13 protein-coding genes are annotated in these 15,325 nt (G+C 63.8%); 5 read left to right on the top strand and 8 right to left on the bottom strand.

Annotated elements, in window-relative coordinates; all coding sequences use genetic code 11:
• Positions 1–97 precede the first annotated feature (97 nt).
• Complete coding sequence (nrdR, locus tag V3587_RS07950) at positions 98–595, bottom strand: transcriptional regulator NrdR (RefSeq protein ID WP_095970738.1); 498 nt, start codon at positions 593–595, stop codon at positions 98–100.
• Positions 596–790: 195 nt separating this feature from the next.
• Positions 791–1,531, bottom strand: a complete 741-nt coding sequence (locus V3587_RS07945) for a LysM peptidoglycan-binding domain-containing protein (protein ID WP_283376333.1) — start codon at positions 1,529–1,531, stop codon at positions 791–793.
• 242 nt (positions 1,532–1,773) lie between these two features.
• On the opposite strand from V3587_RS07945, the gene lexA reads away from it, so the two are divergent.
• Positions 1,774–2,502: a transcriptional repressor LexA gene (gene lexA / locus V3587_RS07940; protein WP_007735195.1), complete on the top strand. Its 729-nt coding sequence runs from the start codon at positions 1,774–1,776 to the stop codon at positions 2,500–2,502.
• 93 nt (positions 2,503–2,595) lie between these two features.
• Here the strand turns inward: lexA and V3587_RS07935 are convergent, their stop codons facing one another.
• From V3587_RS07935 to V3587_RS07925, 3 genes are all read right to left on the bottom strand, one after another.
• Complete coding sequence (locus V3587_RS07935; protein WP_007735194.1) at positions 2,596–3,738, bottom strand: acyl-CoA dehydrogenase family protein; 1,143 nt, start codon at positions 3,736–3,738, stop codon at positions 2,596–2,598.
• Positions 3,739–3,924: 186 nt separating this feature from the next.
• Positions 3,925–5,205 carry a uracil-xanthine permease family protein gene (locus V3587_RS07930; RefSeq protein WP_166809794.1) on the bottom strand — a complete coding sequence of 427 codons (1,281 nt, stop codon included), beginning with the start codon at positions 5,203–5,205 and terminating at the stop codon, positions 3,925–3,927.
• A gap of 75 nt (positions 5,206–5,280) precedes the next feature.
• Positions 5,281–6,954: a putative PEP-binding protein gene (locus V3587_RS07925; RefSeq protein WP_095970558.1), complete on the bottom strand. Its 1,674-nt coding sequence runs from the start codon at positions 6,952–6,954 to the stop codon at positions 5,281–5,283.
• Positions 6,955–7,145: 191 nt separating this feature from the next.
• Here V3587_RS07925 and V3587_RS07920 point away from each other — a divergent pair, with 191 nt between their 5' ends.
• The 4 genes from V3587_RS07920 (at position 7,146) to V3587_RS07905 (ending at position 11,363) form a co-directional block, all read left to right on the top strand.
• A complete protein-coding gene (locus tag V3587_RS07920) occupies positions 7,146–7,913 on the top strand; it encodes a DeoR/GlpR family DNA-binding transcription regulator (RefSeq protein ID WP_095970559.1) in 768 nt (255 codons plus the stop codon).
• Positions 7,910–8,905 (top strand): 1-phosphofructokinase family hexose kinase, encoded by a 996-nt coding sequence (locus V3587_RS07915; protein ID WP_124569748.1) that lies wholly within the window; start codon positions 7,910–7,912, stop codon positions 8,903–8,905. Before V3587_RS07920 ends, V3587_RS07915 begins: the two co-directional genes overlap by 4 nt.
• An 18-nt stretch (positions 8,906–8,923) precedes the next feature.
• Entirely contained in the window at positions 8,924–11,008 is a 2,085-nt protein-coding gene (locus V3587_RS07910) for a PTS fructose transporter subunit IIABC (RefSeq protein ID WP_283376332.1), read from the top strand.
• A gap of 97 nt (positions 11,009–11,105) precedes the next feature.
• Positions 11,106–11,363, top strand: coding sequence for an HPr family phosphocarrier protein (locus V3587_RS07905; RefSeq protein ID WP_003942144.1), 258 nt, complete (start codon positions 11,106–11,108; stop codon positions 11,361–11,363).
• Between the two features lie 39 nt (positions 11,364–11,402).
• Here the strand turns inward: V3587_RS07905 and V3587_RS07900 are convergent, their stop codons facing one another.
• Genes V3587_RS07900 through hflX form a run of 3 tightly spaced genes read right to left on the bottom strand, consistent with a single transcriptional unit; the run spans position 11,403 to position 15,260 of the window.
• The gene (locus V3587_RS07900) at positions 11,403–12,728 is read right to left on the bottom strand and encodes an alpha/beta hydrolase (protein WP_283376331.1); all 1,326 of its coding nucleotides are present in this window, start codon (positions 12,726–12,728) and stop codon (positions 11,403–11,405) included.
• A gap of 56 nt (positions 12,729–12,784) precedes the next feature.
• Positions 12,785–13,774, bottom strand: coding sequence for a hypothetical protein (locus V3587_RS07895; RefSeq protein WP_283376330.1), 990 nt, complete (start codon positions 13,772–13,774; stop codon positions 12,785–12,787).
• Positions 13,775–13,784: 10 nt separating this feature from the next.
• Positions 13,785–15,260: a GTPase HflX gene (gene hflX / locus V3587_RS07890; RefSeq protein ID WP_124569752.1), complete on the bottom strand. Its 1,476-nt coding sequence runs from the start codon at positions 15,258–15,260 to the stop codon at positions 13,785–13,787.
• Positions 15,261–15,325: the final 65 nt, after the last annotated feature.

The raw sequence follows: 15,325 nt of genomic DNA, 5'->3' as shown, positions 1-15,325 counted from the left end.
GCGAATAACTTGCCCGATTTGTTCGATTGTTCGCTTTGTGTTCTCAGCGTTACCTAGTGCCCGCTCCGTGCTCTGAGCGTTACCTGAGTCGAAGGCCTCAGTCGACGGAAACGGGCTCGGCGCCGGGAGCCTTGTCGGCGTCGCGGGTCTCGGCATGTTCGCGCATGTCGGTGATCTCACGTTCGAAATCCGCGGCGGAACTGAAGGACTTGTACACCGAAGCGAATCGCAGATACGCAACCTCGTCGAGATTTCGAAGCGGATCGAGAATCGCGAGCCCTACCTCGTTGCTGGGAATCTCGGCAGAACCCGATGCACGTACGGCATCTTCGACCTGCTGGGCCAGCAAATTCAGCGAGTCGTTGTCCACTTGGCGGCCCTGGCATGCGCGACGCACACCTTTGACAACCTTTTCCCGGCTGAACGGCTCCGTCACGCCGCTGCGCTTCACGACCGAGAGAACTGCCGTCTCGACCGTGGTGAATCGACGTCCACACTCGGGGCACGAACGGCGCCGCCTGATCGCCTGGCCCTCGTCGGCCTCGCGTGAATCGACCACTCGGGAATCAGGGTGCCGGCAGAACGGGCAATGCATCGGGGTTCCTTCGTTGTCGCCGAAATGGCCGCAACTCAGATTCGCTACCGACTGCAAATCCTCCGACGATTTACAGAGCAGATCCACGTACTCAACGCGACCACCCGAGGTGGTGGGACTGTCAAGTGGACAGCTTACTCGCTGTGAACCGACTGCTCTCACGCTCGGTACGCCCCCGCCTGGGAGGGGGTACGGTCAGCGGCCCGAGACCGGCACGATCAGAGTTTGCCCAACGGACAGCCCGGAACTCGACATCGCATTGAGATCCATGATCTGCTCGATCACCGAACCGACAGCCTGGCCAGGCGCAACCTTGGCAGCAATATCACTGAGGGATTCACCCGCGGCAACACGAACCACTTCGGTCGCGCCGTGTGTCGCAGCTACATCACCACTCGACAAAGCGCCGATCCCCACCAACGCCAACACTGCCAGTGCAGTGAATACGGCGCCCAGGAACACTGTCTTCCAACTGACGTCCTCGGCAGCCACTTCATGTTCGACCCGTGAGACACCGACTCGGTTTCGGTGCGCAAAACTTCCTCCGTACGGGCGCGACGAATCGTGCTCGCTGTCCCACCGGCGAGGAGACTCACGCAATGACCGCGAACCTGAAACCGCGCCCACCGCCGGAACACGGCGAACGACGGCCGCCTGCGGTTCGTTGTCGACATACCTGGCCACGCCCCGCATTTCGGCCGTACCGCGCCGTTCGAATGACACAACGTCAGCATCGGACCCACCATCGGGCCCATAGAACGAGGGGTGGTACTTCAGTGCCGACGTGCCGTCGAAACCAATCGCATCGACACCAATCGCGTCGACACCAATCGCGTCGTCGAAAATCCTGTTGCTTTGCAGTGCTGCGTTACCCATCGTGACCTCCGCTGGTCGACACCGATCGATGTGTTCGATCATGCGTTCGATGGAACGCATGTTCGAATTTCTACCACGCCTGGCCGACAATGTCTCTACTTGGAGCGACACGAATCGAACAGATGTTTGAAACCGCGAGCAAATCCGGCTAGATTCGTGTCAGACCACACAGCGGGAATTTGCGAAAGCCTCCGTGTTTGTCGACAGCTCGAATGTTGGCAGGAGGCACCGACAGGTTTCTGCGTGATGTGCACCAGGCACTTTTTCAGGCACGACTTCTTCAGACACGGAGGCAACAGGCCATGAAGGACGATCGCTCCAGCACAGCCGCGGAGGCAGGAGCTTCTGCAGTTCCGTCTCCGTCGAGCGAGACGCTCACCGAGCGTCAGCGGCGCGTTCTCGAAGTGATCCGCGATTCGGTGACGGAGCGCGGGTATCCGCCCAGCATTCGCGAGATCGGGGATGCGGTGGGGCTCACTTCCACCTCGTCCGTCGCACATCAACTGCGAACGTTGGAGCGAAAGGGCTTCCTTCGCCGCGATCCCAATCGCCCTCGCGCGGTCGATGTTCGAGGCCTCGACGAAGTTGCGGCCGATACCGCCATCGCATCCGTGTCGAAGCATTCGGGCGAGTACAACAGCGCCGACCCGCTACCGGAGCCGGCGTTCGTCCCCATCCTGGGCCGCATCGCTGCCGGCGGACCGATCCTCGCCGAGGAAGCGGTGGAGGATGTGTTCCCACTCCCCCGCGAACTCGTCGGCCAGGGTTCGCTCTTCATGCTCAAGGTCGTCGGCGAGTCGATGATCGATGCAGCGATCTGCGATGGCGACTGGGTTGTCGTCCGTCAGCAGAACGTCGCGGAGAACGGTGACATCGTGGCCGCAATGATCGACGGCGAAGCCACTGTGAAGACGTTCAAGCGCACGAAGAAGGAGGTGTGGCTGATGCCGCACAACGACCTCTTCGAGCCGATTCCCGGCAACAACGCTGTCATCCTGGGCAAGGTTGTCACCGTCATGCGGAAGATCTGAGCTCGCTCGCACCCTACGACCGCAAGACTCTGGGCCCCGGCATCAGCCGGGGCCCAGGTTCTTTACGTGACGATCAGCGGTGCATCACCCGAATCAGAGATTCAGCGAACGTCCGATGATCTCCTTCATGATCTCGGTTGTGCCACCGTAGATGGTCTGCACACGAGAGTCCATGTACGCCTTGGCAACCGGGTATTCCTTCATGTAGCCGTAGCCTCCGTGCAGCTGGAGGCAGCGGTCGATGAGCTTGACCTGAGCTTCGGTGGTCCACCACTTCGCCATCGCAGCTTCCTGCACGGTCAGCTTCTCGGCATTGAGCTGTTCGATGAACTTGTCCACCAGGATCCGCACTGCGGTGGTCTCCGTAGCCAACTCGGCGAGGACGAATCGGGTGTTCTGGAAGCTACCGATCGACTTACCGAATGCCTTGCGGTCACGGCAGTACTGGATCGTGCTCTCGAGAACCGATTCCATTGCGGCAGCGGCAACAACGGCGATCGAGAGTCGTTCCTGAGGAAGGTTCTTCATCAAGTAGAAGAAGCCCATTCCCTCTTCGCCAAGCAGGTTGGCTGCGGGAACGCGGACGTCGGTGAAGCTGAGTTCGGCGGTGTCCTGAGCCTTCATGCCGATCTTGTCGAGGTTGCGTCCACGCTCGAAGCCCGGCATGTCCCGCTCGACGACGAGGAGGCTGAAGCCCTGCGCTCCCTTGTCCGGGTCGGTACACGCGACAACGATGATGATGTCGGCGTTGATTCCGTTGGTGATGAAGGTCTTCGAGCCGTTGAGGACCCAGTGATCCCCGTCGCGAACTGCTTTGGTCTTGATGCCCTGCAGGTCGCTACCGGTACCCGGTTCGGTCATCGCGATTGCCGAAATCAGCTCTCCCGAAGCGAATCCGGGCAACCAACGCTGCTTCTGCTCTTCATTGGTCAGCTCCAGCAGGTACGGCGCCACGACGTCGTTGTGCAACGTGAAGCCGATACCGCTGAACCCGCCCTTGGTGGTTTCCTCGGTGATGATCGCGTTGTAGCGGAAATCCTTCACACCGCCGCCGCCGAACTCCTCGGGCACCGCGGTTCCCAGGAAGCCCTGCTTTCCGGCCTCGACCCAGACGTCACGATCGACGATGTTCTGCTCTTCCCACTTCTCGTGGTTCGGAGCCACGTGCTGTGCCAAGAACTTCTGGTACGACTCCCGGAAGAGTTCATGTTCCGGTTCGAACAGGGTGCGCTCCACGCCGACTCCTTGCAATTCGATATACGGCACTTCAGTGATGTACCCGCTGGGGACGTACCCACTGGGGTGTAATTCGCTGAGACTGGGCACGCCGAAGTGCGCGGGCCCACGTCACTGCCTCCGACGGTAGAACCTGTTGCGATACCCGTCGATGACCCGAACGATCACGATTCGTGACTGTAGCGGTTATCTGTTACTCGAAGTACGGAATTTGGCGAGATATCGCATGATCGGGTACGCGACGAGGATGCCGATCGATCCCCAGGCGATGCCGCCCAACTCGACCGAACCGATGGTCAGCGTCAAGTTCCCGATGCCGGCGACCAACGCCGCCGCGGCGACCGTGAGGTTGACCGGATCGGTGAAGTCGACCTTCGCTTCCATCCAGATGCGCACACCGAGAATGCCGATGAGGCCGTAGAGAACCATCGTCGCGCCGCCGATGACGCCGTTCGGAACCGTGAACACCAGCGCACCGAACTTGGGCGAGAACGCGAGGATCACCGCCGTGGCGGCGGCGACCCAGTACGCGGCGGTCGAGTACACGCGCGTCGCTGCCATGACGCCGATGTTCTCGGCGTACGTAGTGGTTCCGGATCCGCCACCGGCACCCGCCAAGGTAGTGGCGAGGCCGTCTGCAAACAGTGCGTTGCCGGCCAGATCGTCGAGCGACTTCCCCGTCATGGCGGAGACCGCCTTGACGTGCCCGACGTTTTCGGCAACCAGAACGATCACCACGGGCAGGGCGAGCACGATCACCGACCAGTCGAAGGACGGACCGTGCAGACTCGGCAACCCGAACCAGTCTGCCTCACGCAGGGCCGACACCCGTTCACTGTCGAGACCACCGATGACAGCGGCGAAGACCCAGCCGATCACCACTCCGACCAGAATGCCCAAACGGCCCAGCAGGCCGGGCCCCACGACGGTGACGAGCAGGATCGCGACGAGCGTCACCGTGGCGATCAGCGGCTGTGATTCGAAGGAGCCGGCCGCAGTCGGAGCGAGATTGAGGCCGATCAGCGCCACGACGGCGCCCGTCACCACCGGCGGCATCACGGCGTCGATGACCCGTCCGCCGATCAGACGTACGGCGACGCCGATCAGCATCAACACGATGCCGACGGCCATGACGGCACCGAGCTGAGCCGCCGGGCCCGATCCTGCCGACGCTGTCAGCGGGGCGATGAACGCGAAGGACGACCCGAGGTAGCTGGGGATCCGGCCGCGGGTGATGAGCAGGAACAGCGCGGTGCCGATACCCGAGAACAACAGCGTCGTCGTGACGGGGAAGCCGGTGATGGTCGGTACGAGCAGTGTCGCTCCGAACATCGCGATGACGTGTTGCATCCCGATCCCGATGGTGCGCGGCCAACTCAGTCGTTCGTCCGGCGCCACGACCGCGCCGTCGGCGATCCGCTTGCCGTCTCCGTGGACAGTCCAGCCGATTCCGCCGGCCCCGGTCATAGTTTCTCGTTCGATCACAGGTCGAAATACTAGAGGTCAGGCGCTCGGTCGCCGACCTAGACCGACGAAACCACGTCAGCTGAGTGCGTCAGCCGCCGCTTTACGCGCTGCCACCGGATCACCGGTTGCCAGTACCGCCGCCGCAGCCGCCTCACATTGCGCCATGGTGACGGACCCGACCTTCGCTCCCACGCCGGCAACCGACGCCGCAGCGCACGACAGCGAGGAAACGCCGAGACCGGCAAGTACGCAGGCCAACAGCGGATCGGCGGCCGCCTCACCGCAGACCCCGACGCGCTTACCTGCCGCCTGACCGGCCTGGGCCGTACGTGCGACAAGGGCGAGCACCGCGGGCTGCCACGGATCGGTCAGGTCGGCGAGTTCGGAGGACATCCGATCAGCGGCCATCGTGTACTGAGCAAGGTCATTGGTACCGATCGAGAGGAATTCGACGTGTTCGAGAATCTGGTCGGCCAACAGCGCTGCCGCCGGGATCTCCACCATCACACCGGGAACAAGATCGCGTGCCCGCACGGCATCGGCAAAACGTTTCGCCTCGGCCGGGGTGGCGATCATCGGTGCCATGACCCACGGCGACGAGTTGGTCGACGCCGCCGCTGCGGCGATCGCGTCGAGCTGGCGGTCGAGAATTCCCATGTCCTGCCAGGCGATTCGGACCCCACGAACGCCGAGCGCCGGATTCGCTTCCTCTTGATGGTTGGCGAATTTGAGCGGCTTGTCCGAACCCGCGTCCAACGTGCGAACAATGACCTTCTTTCCTGCGAAGGCCTCGAGAACCTCGGCGTAGATCGCCGCCTGCTCGTCTACGGTCGGTTCGGTCTCACGGCCGAGGAAGCAGAGCTCGGTCCGGAAGAGCCCGATGCCCCCCGCAGCAGTCGACGCCGCGGCGCGAGCGCCCGCGCCGTCTTGAACGTTGGCGAGAACGTCGACCGGCCGTCCGTCCGCCGTCTGGCCCGGTCCGGTCCATGTGCTGACGCGTTCGCGATCGATCCGAGATTGTTCGACCAGTTCGCGCGCCTGCTCGGGATCCGGCTCCGCGATCACGTCGCCGGTGGTTCCGTCGATCAGAATCGGCGTTCCTGCCGAAATGGACTCCAATTCCTTCGCGGCAACGATGCACGGGATGCCCAACTGCCGCGCGATGATTGCCGTGTGGCTGGTCGGGCCGCCGTAGATGGTCACGAGCCCGATGATCTTGGTTGCATCGAGGCCCGCGGTGTCTGCAGGAGCAAGATCGTCCGCGCACAGCACCGATGGTGTCTCGGGCATCGGAACTCCTGGTTCGGGTAATCCGGAGAGTTCGGCGATCACGCGGTCGCGGATGTCCTCGAGGTCCGTGACGCGCTCGGCCATCACACCGCCGACTTTGGTGAACAGCACAACGAACTGCTCCGTCGCCGCGATCGCAGCCTGCACCGGGGGCACTCCGCCGGCGATCGATTTTTTGGCCGCCCCGATCCAGCCACGATCGGCTGCCATCGCCGCGTTGGCCTGCAAGACCTCGGCAGCCGCGCCTGTAGCTTCGGCCGCCCGTCCGAGGAGGCGGTTCTCGACAACCTTCGCCGCTGCGACGAAGGTGTCGGCGGCGGCCTCTCGATCGGCCTCGTCGAGGGCCGGCGCATCGGTGACGAGTTCTGGTCGGCTGGACGGCCAGATAGCCGGGCCGTAGGCAATTCCGGGCACGACGGGAGTGCCGTGCACGGTGATGCGATTGAGCTGTTCGGTCATCTGTCCTCCTTGAGCGATGGGCCCGGTGTCACACCGGAGCACCTCGAGCGCGTTGAGCCCACACCTTCGTTGTGACGAAGATTACTCCCAAGTCTTGACATGTCAACACACTCGGGCGTAAAACAACATAAAGCAACATTCACTGTGACCCACAACGCACCGTCGGATCACATTTCGGAATCGGAGAGCACGTGTACGCGGAAGAACGCCAACAAGCGATCGGCACCATGGTGTCGCAGCGCGGACGCATGTCCGTGGCGGCTCTGTCGGAGACCTTCGGTGTGACCACCGAGACCGTGCGTCGCGATCTGGCATTCCTCGAGCGGATCGGACAGATCAGGCGTGTACACGGCGGCGCCGTTCCGACCGGATCCCTCCACGTGACCGAACCGGGCATGGCGGAACGCGATCAGACCCGGGCGCAACAGAAGGACCGGATCGCCCGCTGCGCGGTCACCTATCTCCCTCCTACCGGCGGCAGCGTGATCTTCGACGCGGGCACCACCACAGGCCGCATGATCCCCGAACTACCGACCGAGAACGACTTCACAGCAGTCACCAATTCCGTCCCGATCGGCGCACGACTGGCATCGATGAACTCGATTTCCCTGATCCTGCTCGGAGGACGAGTACGCGGGGTGACGCAAGCCGCGGTCGGCGAGGACGCCCTACGCCTGTTGAGCACGTTGCGGGTCGACGTCGCTTTCGTCGGAACCAACGCGATCAGCGTCGGGCACGGACTCTCCACACCGGACAGCGAGGAGGCCGCAGTCAAACGAGCGATGGTCAAAGCTGCCAATCACGTTGTCGTGGTGGCGGATTCCACGAAAGTCGGCCGCGAGCACTTGATCAGCTTCGCCCCCCTCGACAGCATCGACGTCCTCATCACCGACGAAGAGATCAGTCCCACAGACACATCCGAGTTCCACGACCACGGAATCGAGGTGGTGATCGCATGATCGTCACACTGACAGCCAACCCGAGTATCGATCGGACCGTGCAGCTCGAGCAACGGCTCGAACGAGGCTCCGTGCTACGCGCCCACTCCACTCGCAGCGACCCCGGCGGCAAGGGGGTCAACGTCGCGCGTGTTCTCGCCGCAGCCGACCTCGACGTCCTCGCGGTCCTACCGGGGAACGGCGGCGACCCCCTACTCTCGGCGCTCGCCGCCGGTGGAATTCCCCACATCGGCGTCGCCACGACGGGTCTGGCTCGCACCAACATCACCATCGCGGAACCGGACGGAACCACGACGAAGATCAACGAGCCCGGCGCGACGCTGTCGGGTTCGACGCTCGACGCCTTGGCGCAGGAACTGATCGCCCGCGCCGATACCGCCCTGTGGTTCGCGCTGTCCGGCTCACTGCCCCCCGGCGTTCCTCTCGGGTGGTACGGCGAACTTGTCGCGGCGCTGCGCGATCACCCGTGCAAGGTAGCGGTCGACACCTCGGACGCCCCGCTGACGGCACTCGCCGAAGGCTTCCCCGACTCGGCACCTGATCTGCTCAAACCCAACGGCGAGGAACTCGCGCAACTGACCGGCGTCGACGGCCACGTCCTCGAACGTGCCGCCGAGAACGGTGATCGCGGGCCTGCAATCACGGCGGCACAGCGATTGGTCGATCGCGGCGTCGGCAGTGTGCTCGCCACGCTCGGCGCAGCAGGTGCTGTCCTCGTCACGGCCGACGGCGCGTGGATCGCCACCGCTCCCCCGATTGTCGCAGTCAGTACCGTCGGCGCAGGCGATTCGTCGCTGGCCGGCTACATCCTCGCCGAAGCGGGAGGCGGCTCGGAATCCGAGCGGCTACGTCACGCGGTCGCCTACGGAAGCGCCGCTGCCTCCCTTCCCGGCACAACCCTTCCCACGCCCGAACAGATCGATCTGGCAGCGGTTTCGGTATCTGCAGCAGATGCCGCCTCTCCCATCCCCGTCCCCACCGAACTCGCCTGACGCCCTAAGGAACCTGACATGTCCGATACCACCGCAGCCGGCAGTTCCGGCCCGGAGATCATCAGTCCCGAACTGATCTCACTCGACACCGACCTGGGTACGACCAAGGAAGATGTCATTCGTTCTCTCGCAGCGCGATTGACTGCAGCGGGTCGGGCGAGCGACGCCGCGGGGCTGGTCGATGCCGCACTCGCTCGCGAAGCGCAGTCCGCGACCGGGTTGCCCGGCGGAATCGCAATTCCCCACTGCCGCGCCGAGGCCGTCTCGTCCGCATCCCTGGGGTTTGCTCGACTCGATCCGAAGGTCGACTTCGGTGCACCCGACGGCCCCGCCGATCTCGTGTTCCTGATCGCGGCACCCGAGGGCGCCGGAGCCGAGCACATGAAGCTGCTCTCCTCCTTGGCCCGAGCACTCGTCAGGCCCGCGTTCGTCACGTCACTTCGTGAAGCGTCGACGCCGGACGAGATCGTGCGCTTGGTCGACGAGGTCCTCAATCCTGCACCGAAGGATCCCGCAGCCAAGGATTCTGCAGGGACGGCCGCGGCAGTGACACCCCCGGCACCTGTTTCCACCGGGAAACACGCCACCGACGAGACCCCGGCACCAGCGCCCGCGGAGCGTCACATCGTCGCGGTCACCGCCTGCCCGACCGGAATCGCTCACACCTACATGGCGGCGGACTCACTCGTCGCTGCGGGTGAACGCGCCGGCGTCAAGGTTCACGTCGAAACTCAGGGCTCGAGCGGAAGCACCCCGCTGGACCCGTCGGTCATCGCCGGAGCCGCCGCGGTCATCTTCGCCACCGATGTCGGAGTGAAGGGCCGCGAACGATTCGCCGGTAAACCCGTCGTCGCTTCCGGTGTGAAGCGGGCGATCAACGAACCGGACAAGATGCTCTCAGAAGCGTTGCGCGCTTCCGAGAATCCCGCCGCCGCCACCGTGGACGGCACTGCCGCTGCGGCCGCGGATTCCGATGCCGGTTCCGTAGGGTTCGGCACCCACCTCCGTCAGGTCCTCCTGACCGGCGTCAGCTACATGATCCCGTTCGTCGCGGCCGGCGGTCTGCTGATCGCCCTCGGCTTCCTGCTCGGCGGATACGAGATCTCCGGTCCGGCCAAGGACATCGTTCTCGACAACTCGATCACCAACCTTCCCGAAGGTGGTCTTGCCACCTATCTCGGCGCAGTGCTGTTCCAGATCGGTTCGTTGGCGTTCAGCTTCCTGGTGCCCGCGTTGGCCGGCTACATCGCCTTCGCCATCGCCGACCGGCCTGGCATCGCTCCCGGCTTCACGGCCGGTGCGGTCGCCGTGTTCGTCGGTGCCGGATTCATCGGCGGCCTGGTCGGCGGGCTCATCGCCGGTGTCGTCGCGCTCTACATCGGCCGGATCGCCGTCCCGCAGTGGCTGCGAGGTCTGATGCCGGTGGTGATCATCCCGCTGTTCGCGACGCTGGTCGTCGGAGCACTGATGTTCATCGTCCTTGGTCGTCCGCTCGCCGCGATCACCTCCGGTCTCACCGACTGGCTCAACGGACTGTCCGGCAGCTCGGCCATCTTCCTCGGCATCATTCTCGGCCTGATGATGTGCTTCGACCTCGGCGGACCGGTCAACAAGGCGGCTTACGCCTTCGCTGTAGCCGGACTCAACGTCAACGACCCGGCCACCTTGCGCATCATGGCGGCAGTCATGGCTGCCGGTATGGTTCCGCCACTGGCCATGGCACTTGCCTCGACGGTGTTGCGTCCGAAGCTCTTCAGCGAAGCCGAACGTGAGAACGGTAAAGCTGCCTGGTTGCTGGGTTCGGCATTCATCTCCGAGGGTGCAATTCCGTTCGCCGCTGCCGACCCGCTTCGAGTCATCCCCTCGATGATGGCGGGCGGCGCGGTCACCGGCGCACTGATCATGGCTTTCGACGTCACTCTCAGCGCCCCACACGGCGGGATCTTCGTCTTCTTCGCAGTCGGAGGCATCGGCTGGTTCCTCGTCTCACTGGCGGCGGGAACCGTGGTAGCTGCGCTCGCCGTCGTCGGAGCCAAGGAGTTCTTCCGCAAGGGTCCCTCCGATGCCGAACTCGACCCCGAAATCGTGCCCGCTGCGGCATGATCGACAGCAGGCAACACTGCAGTCACCACCGAAGTCACCAGATCTGCCCGAACACCCCACAACGTCCGCAACGACAGTTCTACAACGAGGAGATCCCATGCCCAGCAAGACAGTTGCCGTCGGTTCCGCAGTCGGCCTTCACGCCCGTCCCGCCGCCCTCATCGCCGAAGCAGTCGGAGCCTCCGGTGCCACGGTCACCCTCGCAGTCGCCGACGGCGAACCGGTGGATGCCGGCTCGGCACTGATGATCATGACGCTCGGCGCCGCCAAGGACACCGAAGTCACCATCGAATCCGACGACGCCGACGCACTCGCCAAGGTCGCCGAACTGGTGGCCGCTGATCTCGACGCTTGATCCGATTTCGGCCGGTGCTGTTTAGTGGGCCGGACACTTTCACGGAGTGAGTGCGAGTGTCCGGCCCAGCCAGTCCATTTCGAGTTCCAGCGCAGTGCCCCATACATCACCCGAGTGCCCACCGGGAAGGGTGTAGTAGTCCACGTTCATGTCGGCGGCACGCGCAGCCTCGAACATGACCTCCTGCTGCGGACGGTAGATGTCATCGTCCTCACCCGCGACGAACACACCCGACAACTGCGGATACCGATTCTGCGCCATCAGGTCTCGGGCATTGACCGCGTCGAACGCGTCCTCGTCACCGTTGAACATGGCCGCCACGGTGTCCTCGTGATCACCGGTCGACGGTTCGTCCTGGCCGGAGAAGTCCAGGAATGACGGGTAGCGATCCGGGAAGTTCACGGCCATTTCGATCGCGCAGGTTCCGCCGTACGAAAACCCGCCGATGGCCCATTGCGCAGCGTCCGGGTTCACTTGAAGGTTCGATTCGATCCAGTTCGGGACGTCCTGGTCCAGATACGTCGCGACGTTGCCGAGCGCAGAATCCATGCAGCCGGGGTTGGCGTCGTAGTCCCCCAACGCGTCGGGCACCACCACGACGGGAGCAAGCCCGGAATGCCTCGACGCATAGGCGTCGACGGTGGTCGCGAGCCGGCCACTGTCCAGCCAGTCGCTGGGGCTGCCGGGCTCACCCGCCACCAACACCAGTACGGGCAACTCGGCACGCGGATCGGCAAGATAGGCCGGCGGGAGATACAGCGTCGCAGGCCTCGCGTCGAATCCCGAAATGTTTCCTGGAATCGCCGCTTCCGTCACGACACCGTTGCTCGGCATCCGCACCGGAACCTGCCAATGAGTTTCGGTGGGCAGTCCCCGTTGTACCCAAGGTTCGGCCCCGGGGAGCGAATCGAAGGCAACGTTCTCGACCGAGCCCACCGGCCAGTGCCCGACCAGTGAGCCGAGTGTGGGATAGGTGCCGGTCTGCGCGTTGACCTGACCTACTGCGACGATCGCGGCCAGCCCGGCGAATGCCGTCACCGAAAGGCCACGCGCAAGCCCTGGGCGCCGAAGGAGAACGAGTGCGGCGCCGATGACTCCGAACATCGCCAGCGCTATCCAGACAAAATTCGACGCCGGTAGCTGCGCGGGCAGCGGCCGAAAGCTGAGCCACACGAATGTCGCACCGGTGGCTGATCCGAGCACTGACAGACCTAGCGCAACCAACGCGGCCCGACGCGGCAACCACCGAAGCAGAAGCAACGTGCCGACGCCGACGATGACGGAACCCACGAGCAGCGCTGCGGTGATGTGTCCGTGCTCGAGTGACATACGCGAGAGCCGCGTCAGGAGTTGATGCCCGTGCATTCGTTCCAGTATCCACATCTACCGGCGGTCTGCGAATTCGTGGAATTATTTGGGAATCAGCGGCGTCGTCGAAATCTCACGAACGCCGCGCCCCCGATCGCACATCCTGCCGCGACCAACCCGGCCCACACGAATGTCCACGGATCGACCCCGACACCGACCGAACCGTCAGACGAGTCAGCCGTCGCTTCTGTCGCGTCCACGAGCGCTCGCATCACGTACACCGGCGGCAACGCTCCGCCGGCAGATTCAGAACCGATCAGAACATCGCCCGCATCGTTGAATGCCACCGCCTCACCCTGAGGCTCCTTCGGGAGCGGGATCCGCAGCGGTTCGGTACCGGTGAGCGTCGCGCCGATTCCGCCGTCCACGACTTCGTACAGGTACAGGTCGGAGTAACTCCGAAGTGCGATCGCCGAACCGTCCGACGACACCGCTCCCCCGGTGAACATCACCGACACGGGCTTCTCCGGTCCGAGGGACACGGCTCCGACGCGCTCGAGCGGCGTCGGGCCGGGCTGCGCCAAGTCACTCAGTTTCTGATCCCCGACCGGTGTGTAGACACTGCTTTCGCCGAACAATTCCTTGGTCACGACAAAAACGTGGCCGTCGGGGTCGAGCAGTATCGACTCGGTGTCGTGCGCACCGTCCGGGTACGTGAGGCGGTGCAACGTACCGTCACCGGAATCGAGGTCCATCGTGATGAACGCCACCGTTTCGCGGGTTCGGAGGTTGTCACCGGTGTCCGACAGAACGAGCGTTCGACCACTCACCGCAAGATCTTCGACGTCGTAGGGATCAATCGGGACCGGAATCTGTTTCTGGACAACACAGTTCAGGTCCATTTCGAATACGAAGTCGTCACTGCCGCCGTCGCCCATCGCGTAGATCCGATCGTCGACGACGACCATCCCCGACAACTCCTGGAGCGCAGGATCCGTAGGTGTGCACAGTGGGGCGAACTCGCTCGGTTCGAACGACGATGCCTGTGCGGGTGCTCCGGGAAGCAATACGGTTGCCGTAGTCGCCGCAATCACCGCGACCACGGCCCCGAAATTACGCACTAGGTGCGTACTCGACCAATGCCGAGGCCAACATCTGTGGCACACGTGCGTGCACCCGCGTTCCGGCCTCTTCATGAGTCGATTCCAGAATCGTTCCGTCCGAGTGGATTCGAGCCATCAAGTCACCCCGCGTGTACGGCACCAGCACGTCGACCTCGACCTCCGGTCGAACCAGCACCTCACTGAGATGTGCTCGCAGTTCAGCGATTCCCTCGCCTGTCCGCGCCGAGACGAACACGGCGCCAGGCAACAGACCACGTAGTTGCGTCAAGGTAACCGGATCTGCCGCGTCGATCTTGTTGACCACGATCAACTCCGGCGGAGCCTTCGAATCCGTCTCGCGCAGAACATCGGTGACGACTTCCCGCACAGCCTTGATCTGTTCTGTCGGCAACGGATCCGAACCGTCGACGACGTGCAGAAGCAGATCCGCGTCGGTTACTTCCTCGAGAGTCGAGCGGAATGCCTCGACCAACTGAGTCGGCAGGTGTCGCACGAAGCCGACCGTATCGGTGAGTACGTACTCACGGCCGTCGTCGAGTGCTGCGCGGCGCGTCGTCGGGTCCAAGGTGGCGAACAACGCGTTCTCCACGAGCACACCGGATCCGGTGAGCGAATTGAGCAGACTCGATTTGCCCGCGTTGGTATATCCGACGATGGCGATCGACGGAATGTCGCTCTGCAATCGACGTGTGCGCTTGGTGTCACGAGCGGCCTTCATGCCCTTGATCTCGCGGCGTAGTTTTGCCATGCGCTCACGAATACGGCGACGGTCCGTCTCGATCTTCGTTTCACCGGGACCACGCAGACCCACACCGCCGTTGCTACCGGCACGGCCACCGGCCTGGCGCGACATCGACTCGCCCCAACCACGCAGACGCGGGAGCATGTACTCCATCTGAGCAAAAGCCACCTGGGCTTTACCCTCACGGGAAGTCGCGTGCTGAGCAAAGATGTCGAGAATCAGAGCCGTCCGGTCGATGACCTTGACCTTGACGATCTTCTCCAGCGCCGTGAGCTGCGCCGGCGTCAGCTCGCCGTCGCAGACGACGGTGTCGGCACCGGTCGCCAGGACAACTTCGCGCAGTTCCTGCGCCTTGCCGGAACCGATGTAGGTGGCAGCGTCAGGTTTGTCGCGGCGCTGAACCAGTCCTTCGAGAACCTCCGAGCCGGCCGTCTCGGCAAGTGCGGCCAGCTCGGTCATGCTCGCCTCGGCCTGCTCGGCGGTTCCCTGCGTCCAGACGCCGACCAGGACAACTCTTTCGAGTCGAAGCTGGCGGTACTCGACTTCGGTGACGTCCTCGAGCTCGGTCGACAGACCGGCCACGCGGCGCAGGGCGCCGCGATCTGCGAGTTGCATCTCACCGGTCGACGGGTTGCCCGATGCAGAATCTGCCGCGTATTCGGCTTGCGCGTACTCGGACTGCTCGTGAGCGGTGGACTCTTCGTTTTCATGTGTGTTCGTCATACAAGATCCATGGTCCCACGAAACCTGGGCACGGTGCATCCGTATTTCCTGCAGGCGTATTTCCC

Source organism: Rhodococcus sp. IEGM 1306, assembly GCF_036541985.1.
Taxonomy (GTDB): Bacteria; Actinomycetota; Actinomycetes; order Mycobacteriales; family Mycobacteriaceae; genus Rhodococcus_F; species Rhodococcus_F qingshengii.
The sequence above is the reverse complement of the archived record's forward strand: the minus strand, read 5'-3'. Positions and strand labels throughout refer to the sequence as shown.

Bases quoted from the DNA above. Each gene is read 5' to 3' on its own strand.
- nrdR (WP_095970738.1), bottom strand. From the start codon at position 595: ATGCATTGCCCGTTCTGCCGGCACCCTGATTCCCGAGTGGTCGATTCA.
- V3587_RS07945 (WP_283376333.1), bottom strand. From the start codon at position 1,531: ATGCGTTCCATCGAACGCATGATCGAACACATCGATCGGTGTCGACCA.
- lexA (WP_007735195.1), top strand. From the start codon at position 1,774: ATGAAGGACGATCGCTCCAGCACAGCCGCGGAGGCAGGAGCTTCTGCA.
- V3587_RS07930 (WP_166809794.1), bottom strand. From the start codon at position 5,205: ATGACCGGGGCCGGCGGAATCGGCTGGACTGTCCACGGAGACGGCAAG.
- V3587_RS07925 (WP_095970558.1), bottom strand. From the start codon at position 6,954: ATGACCGAACAGCTCAATCGCATCACCGTGCACGGCACTCCCGTCGTG.
- V3587_RS07915 (WP_124569748.1), top strand. From the start codon at position 7,910: ATGATCGTCACACTGACAGCCAACCCGAGTATCGATCGGACCGTGCAG.
- V3587_RS07910 (WP_283376332.1), top strand. From the start codon at position 8,924: ATGTCCGATACCACCGCAGCCGGCAGTTCCGGCCCGGAGATCATCAGT.
- V3587_RS07905 (WP_003942144.1), top strand. From the start codon at position 11,106: ATGCCCAGCAAGACAGTTGCCGTCGGTTCCGCAGTCGGCCTTCACGCC.
- V3587_RS07900 (WP_283376331.1), bottom strand. From the start codon at position 12,728: ATGCACGGGCATCAACTCCTGACGCGGCTCTCGCGTATGTCACTCGAG.
- hflX (WP_124569752.1), bottom strand. From the start codon at position 15,260: ATGACGAACACACATGAAAACGAAGAGTCCACCGCTCACGAGCAGTCC.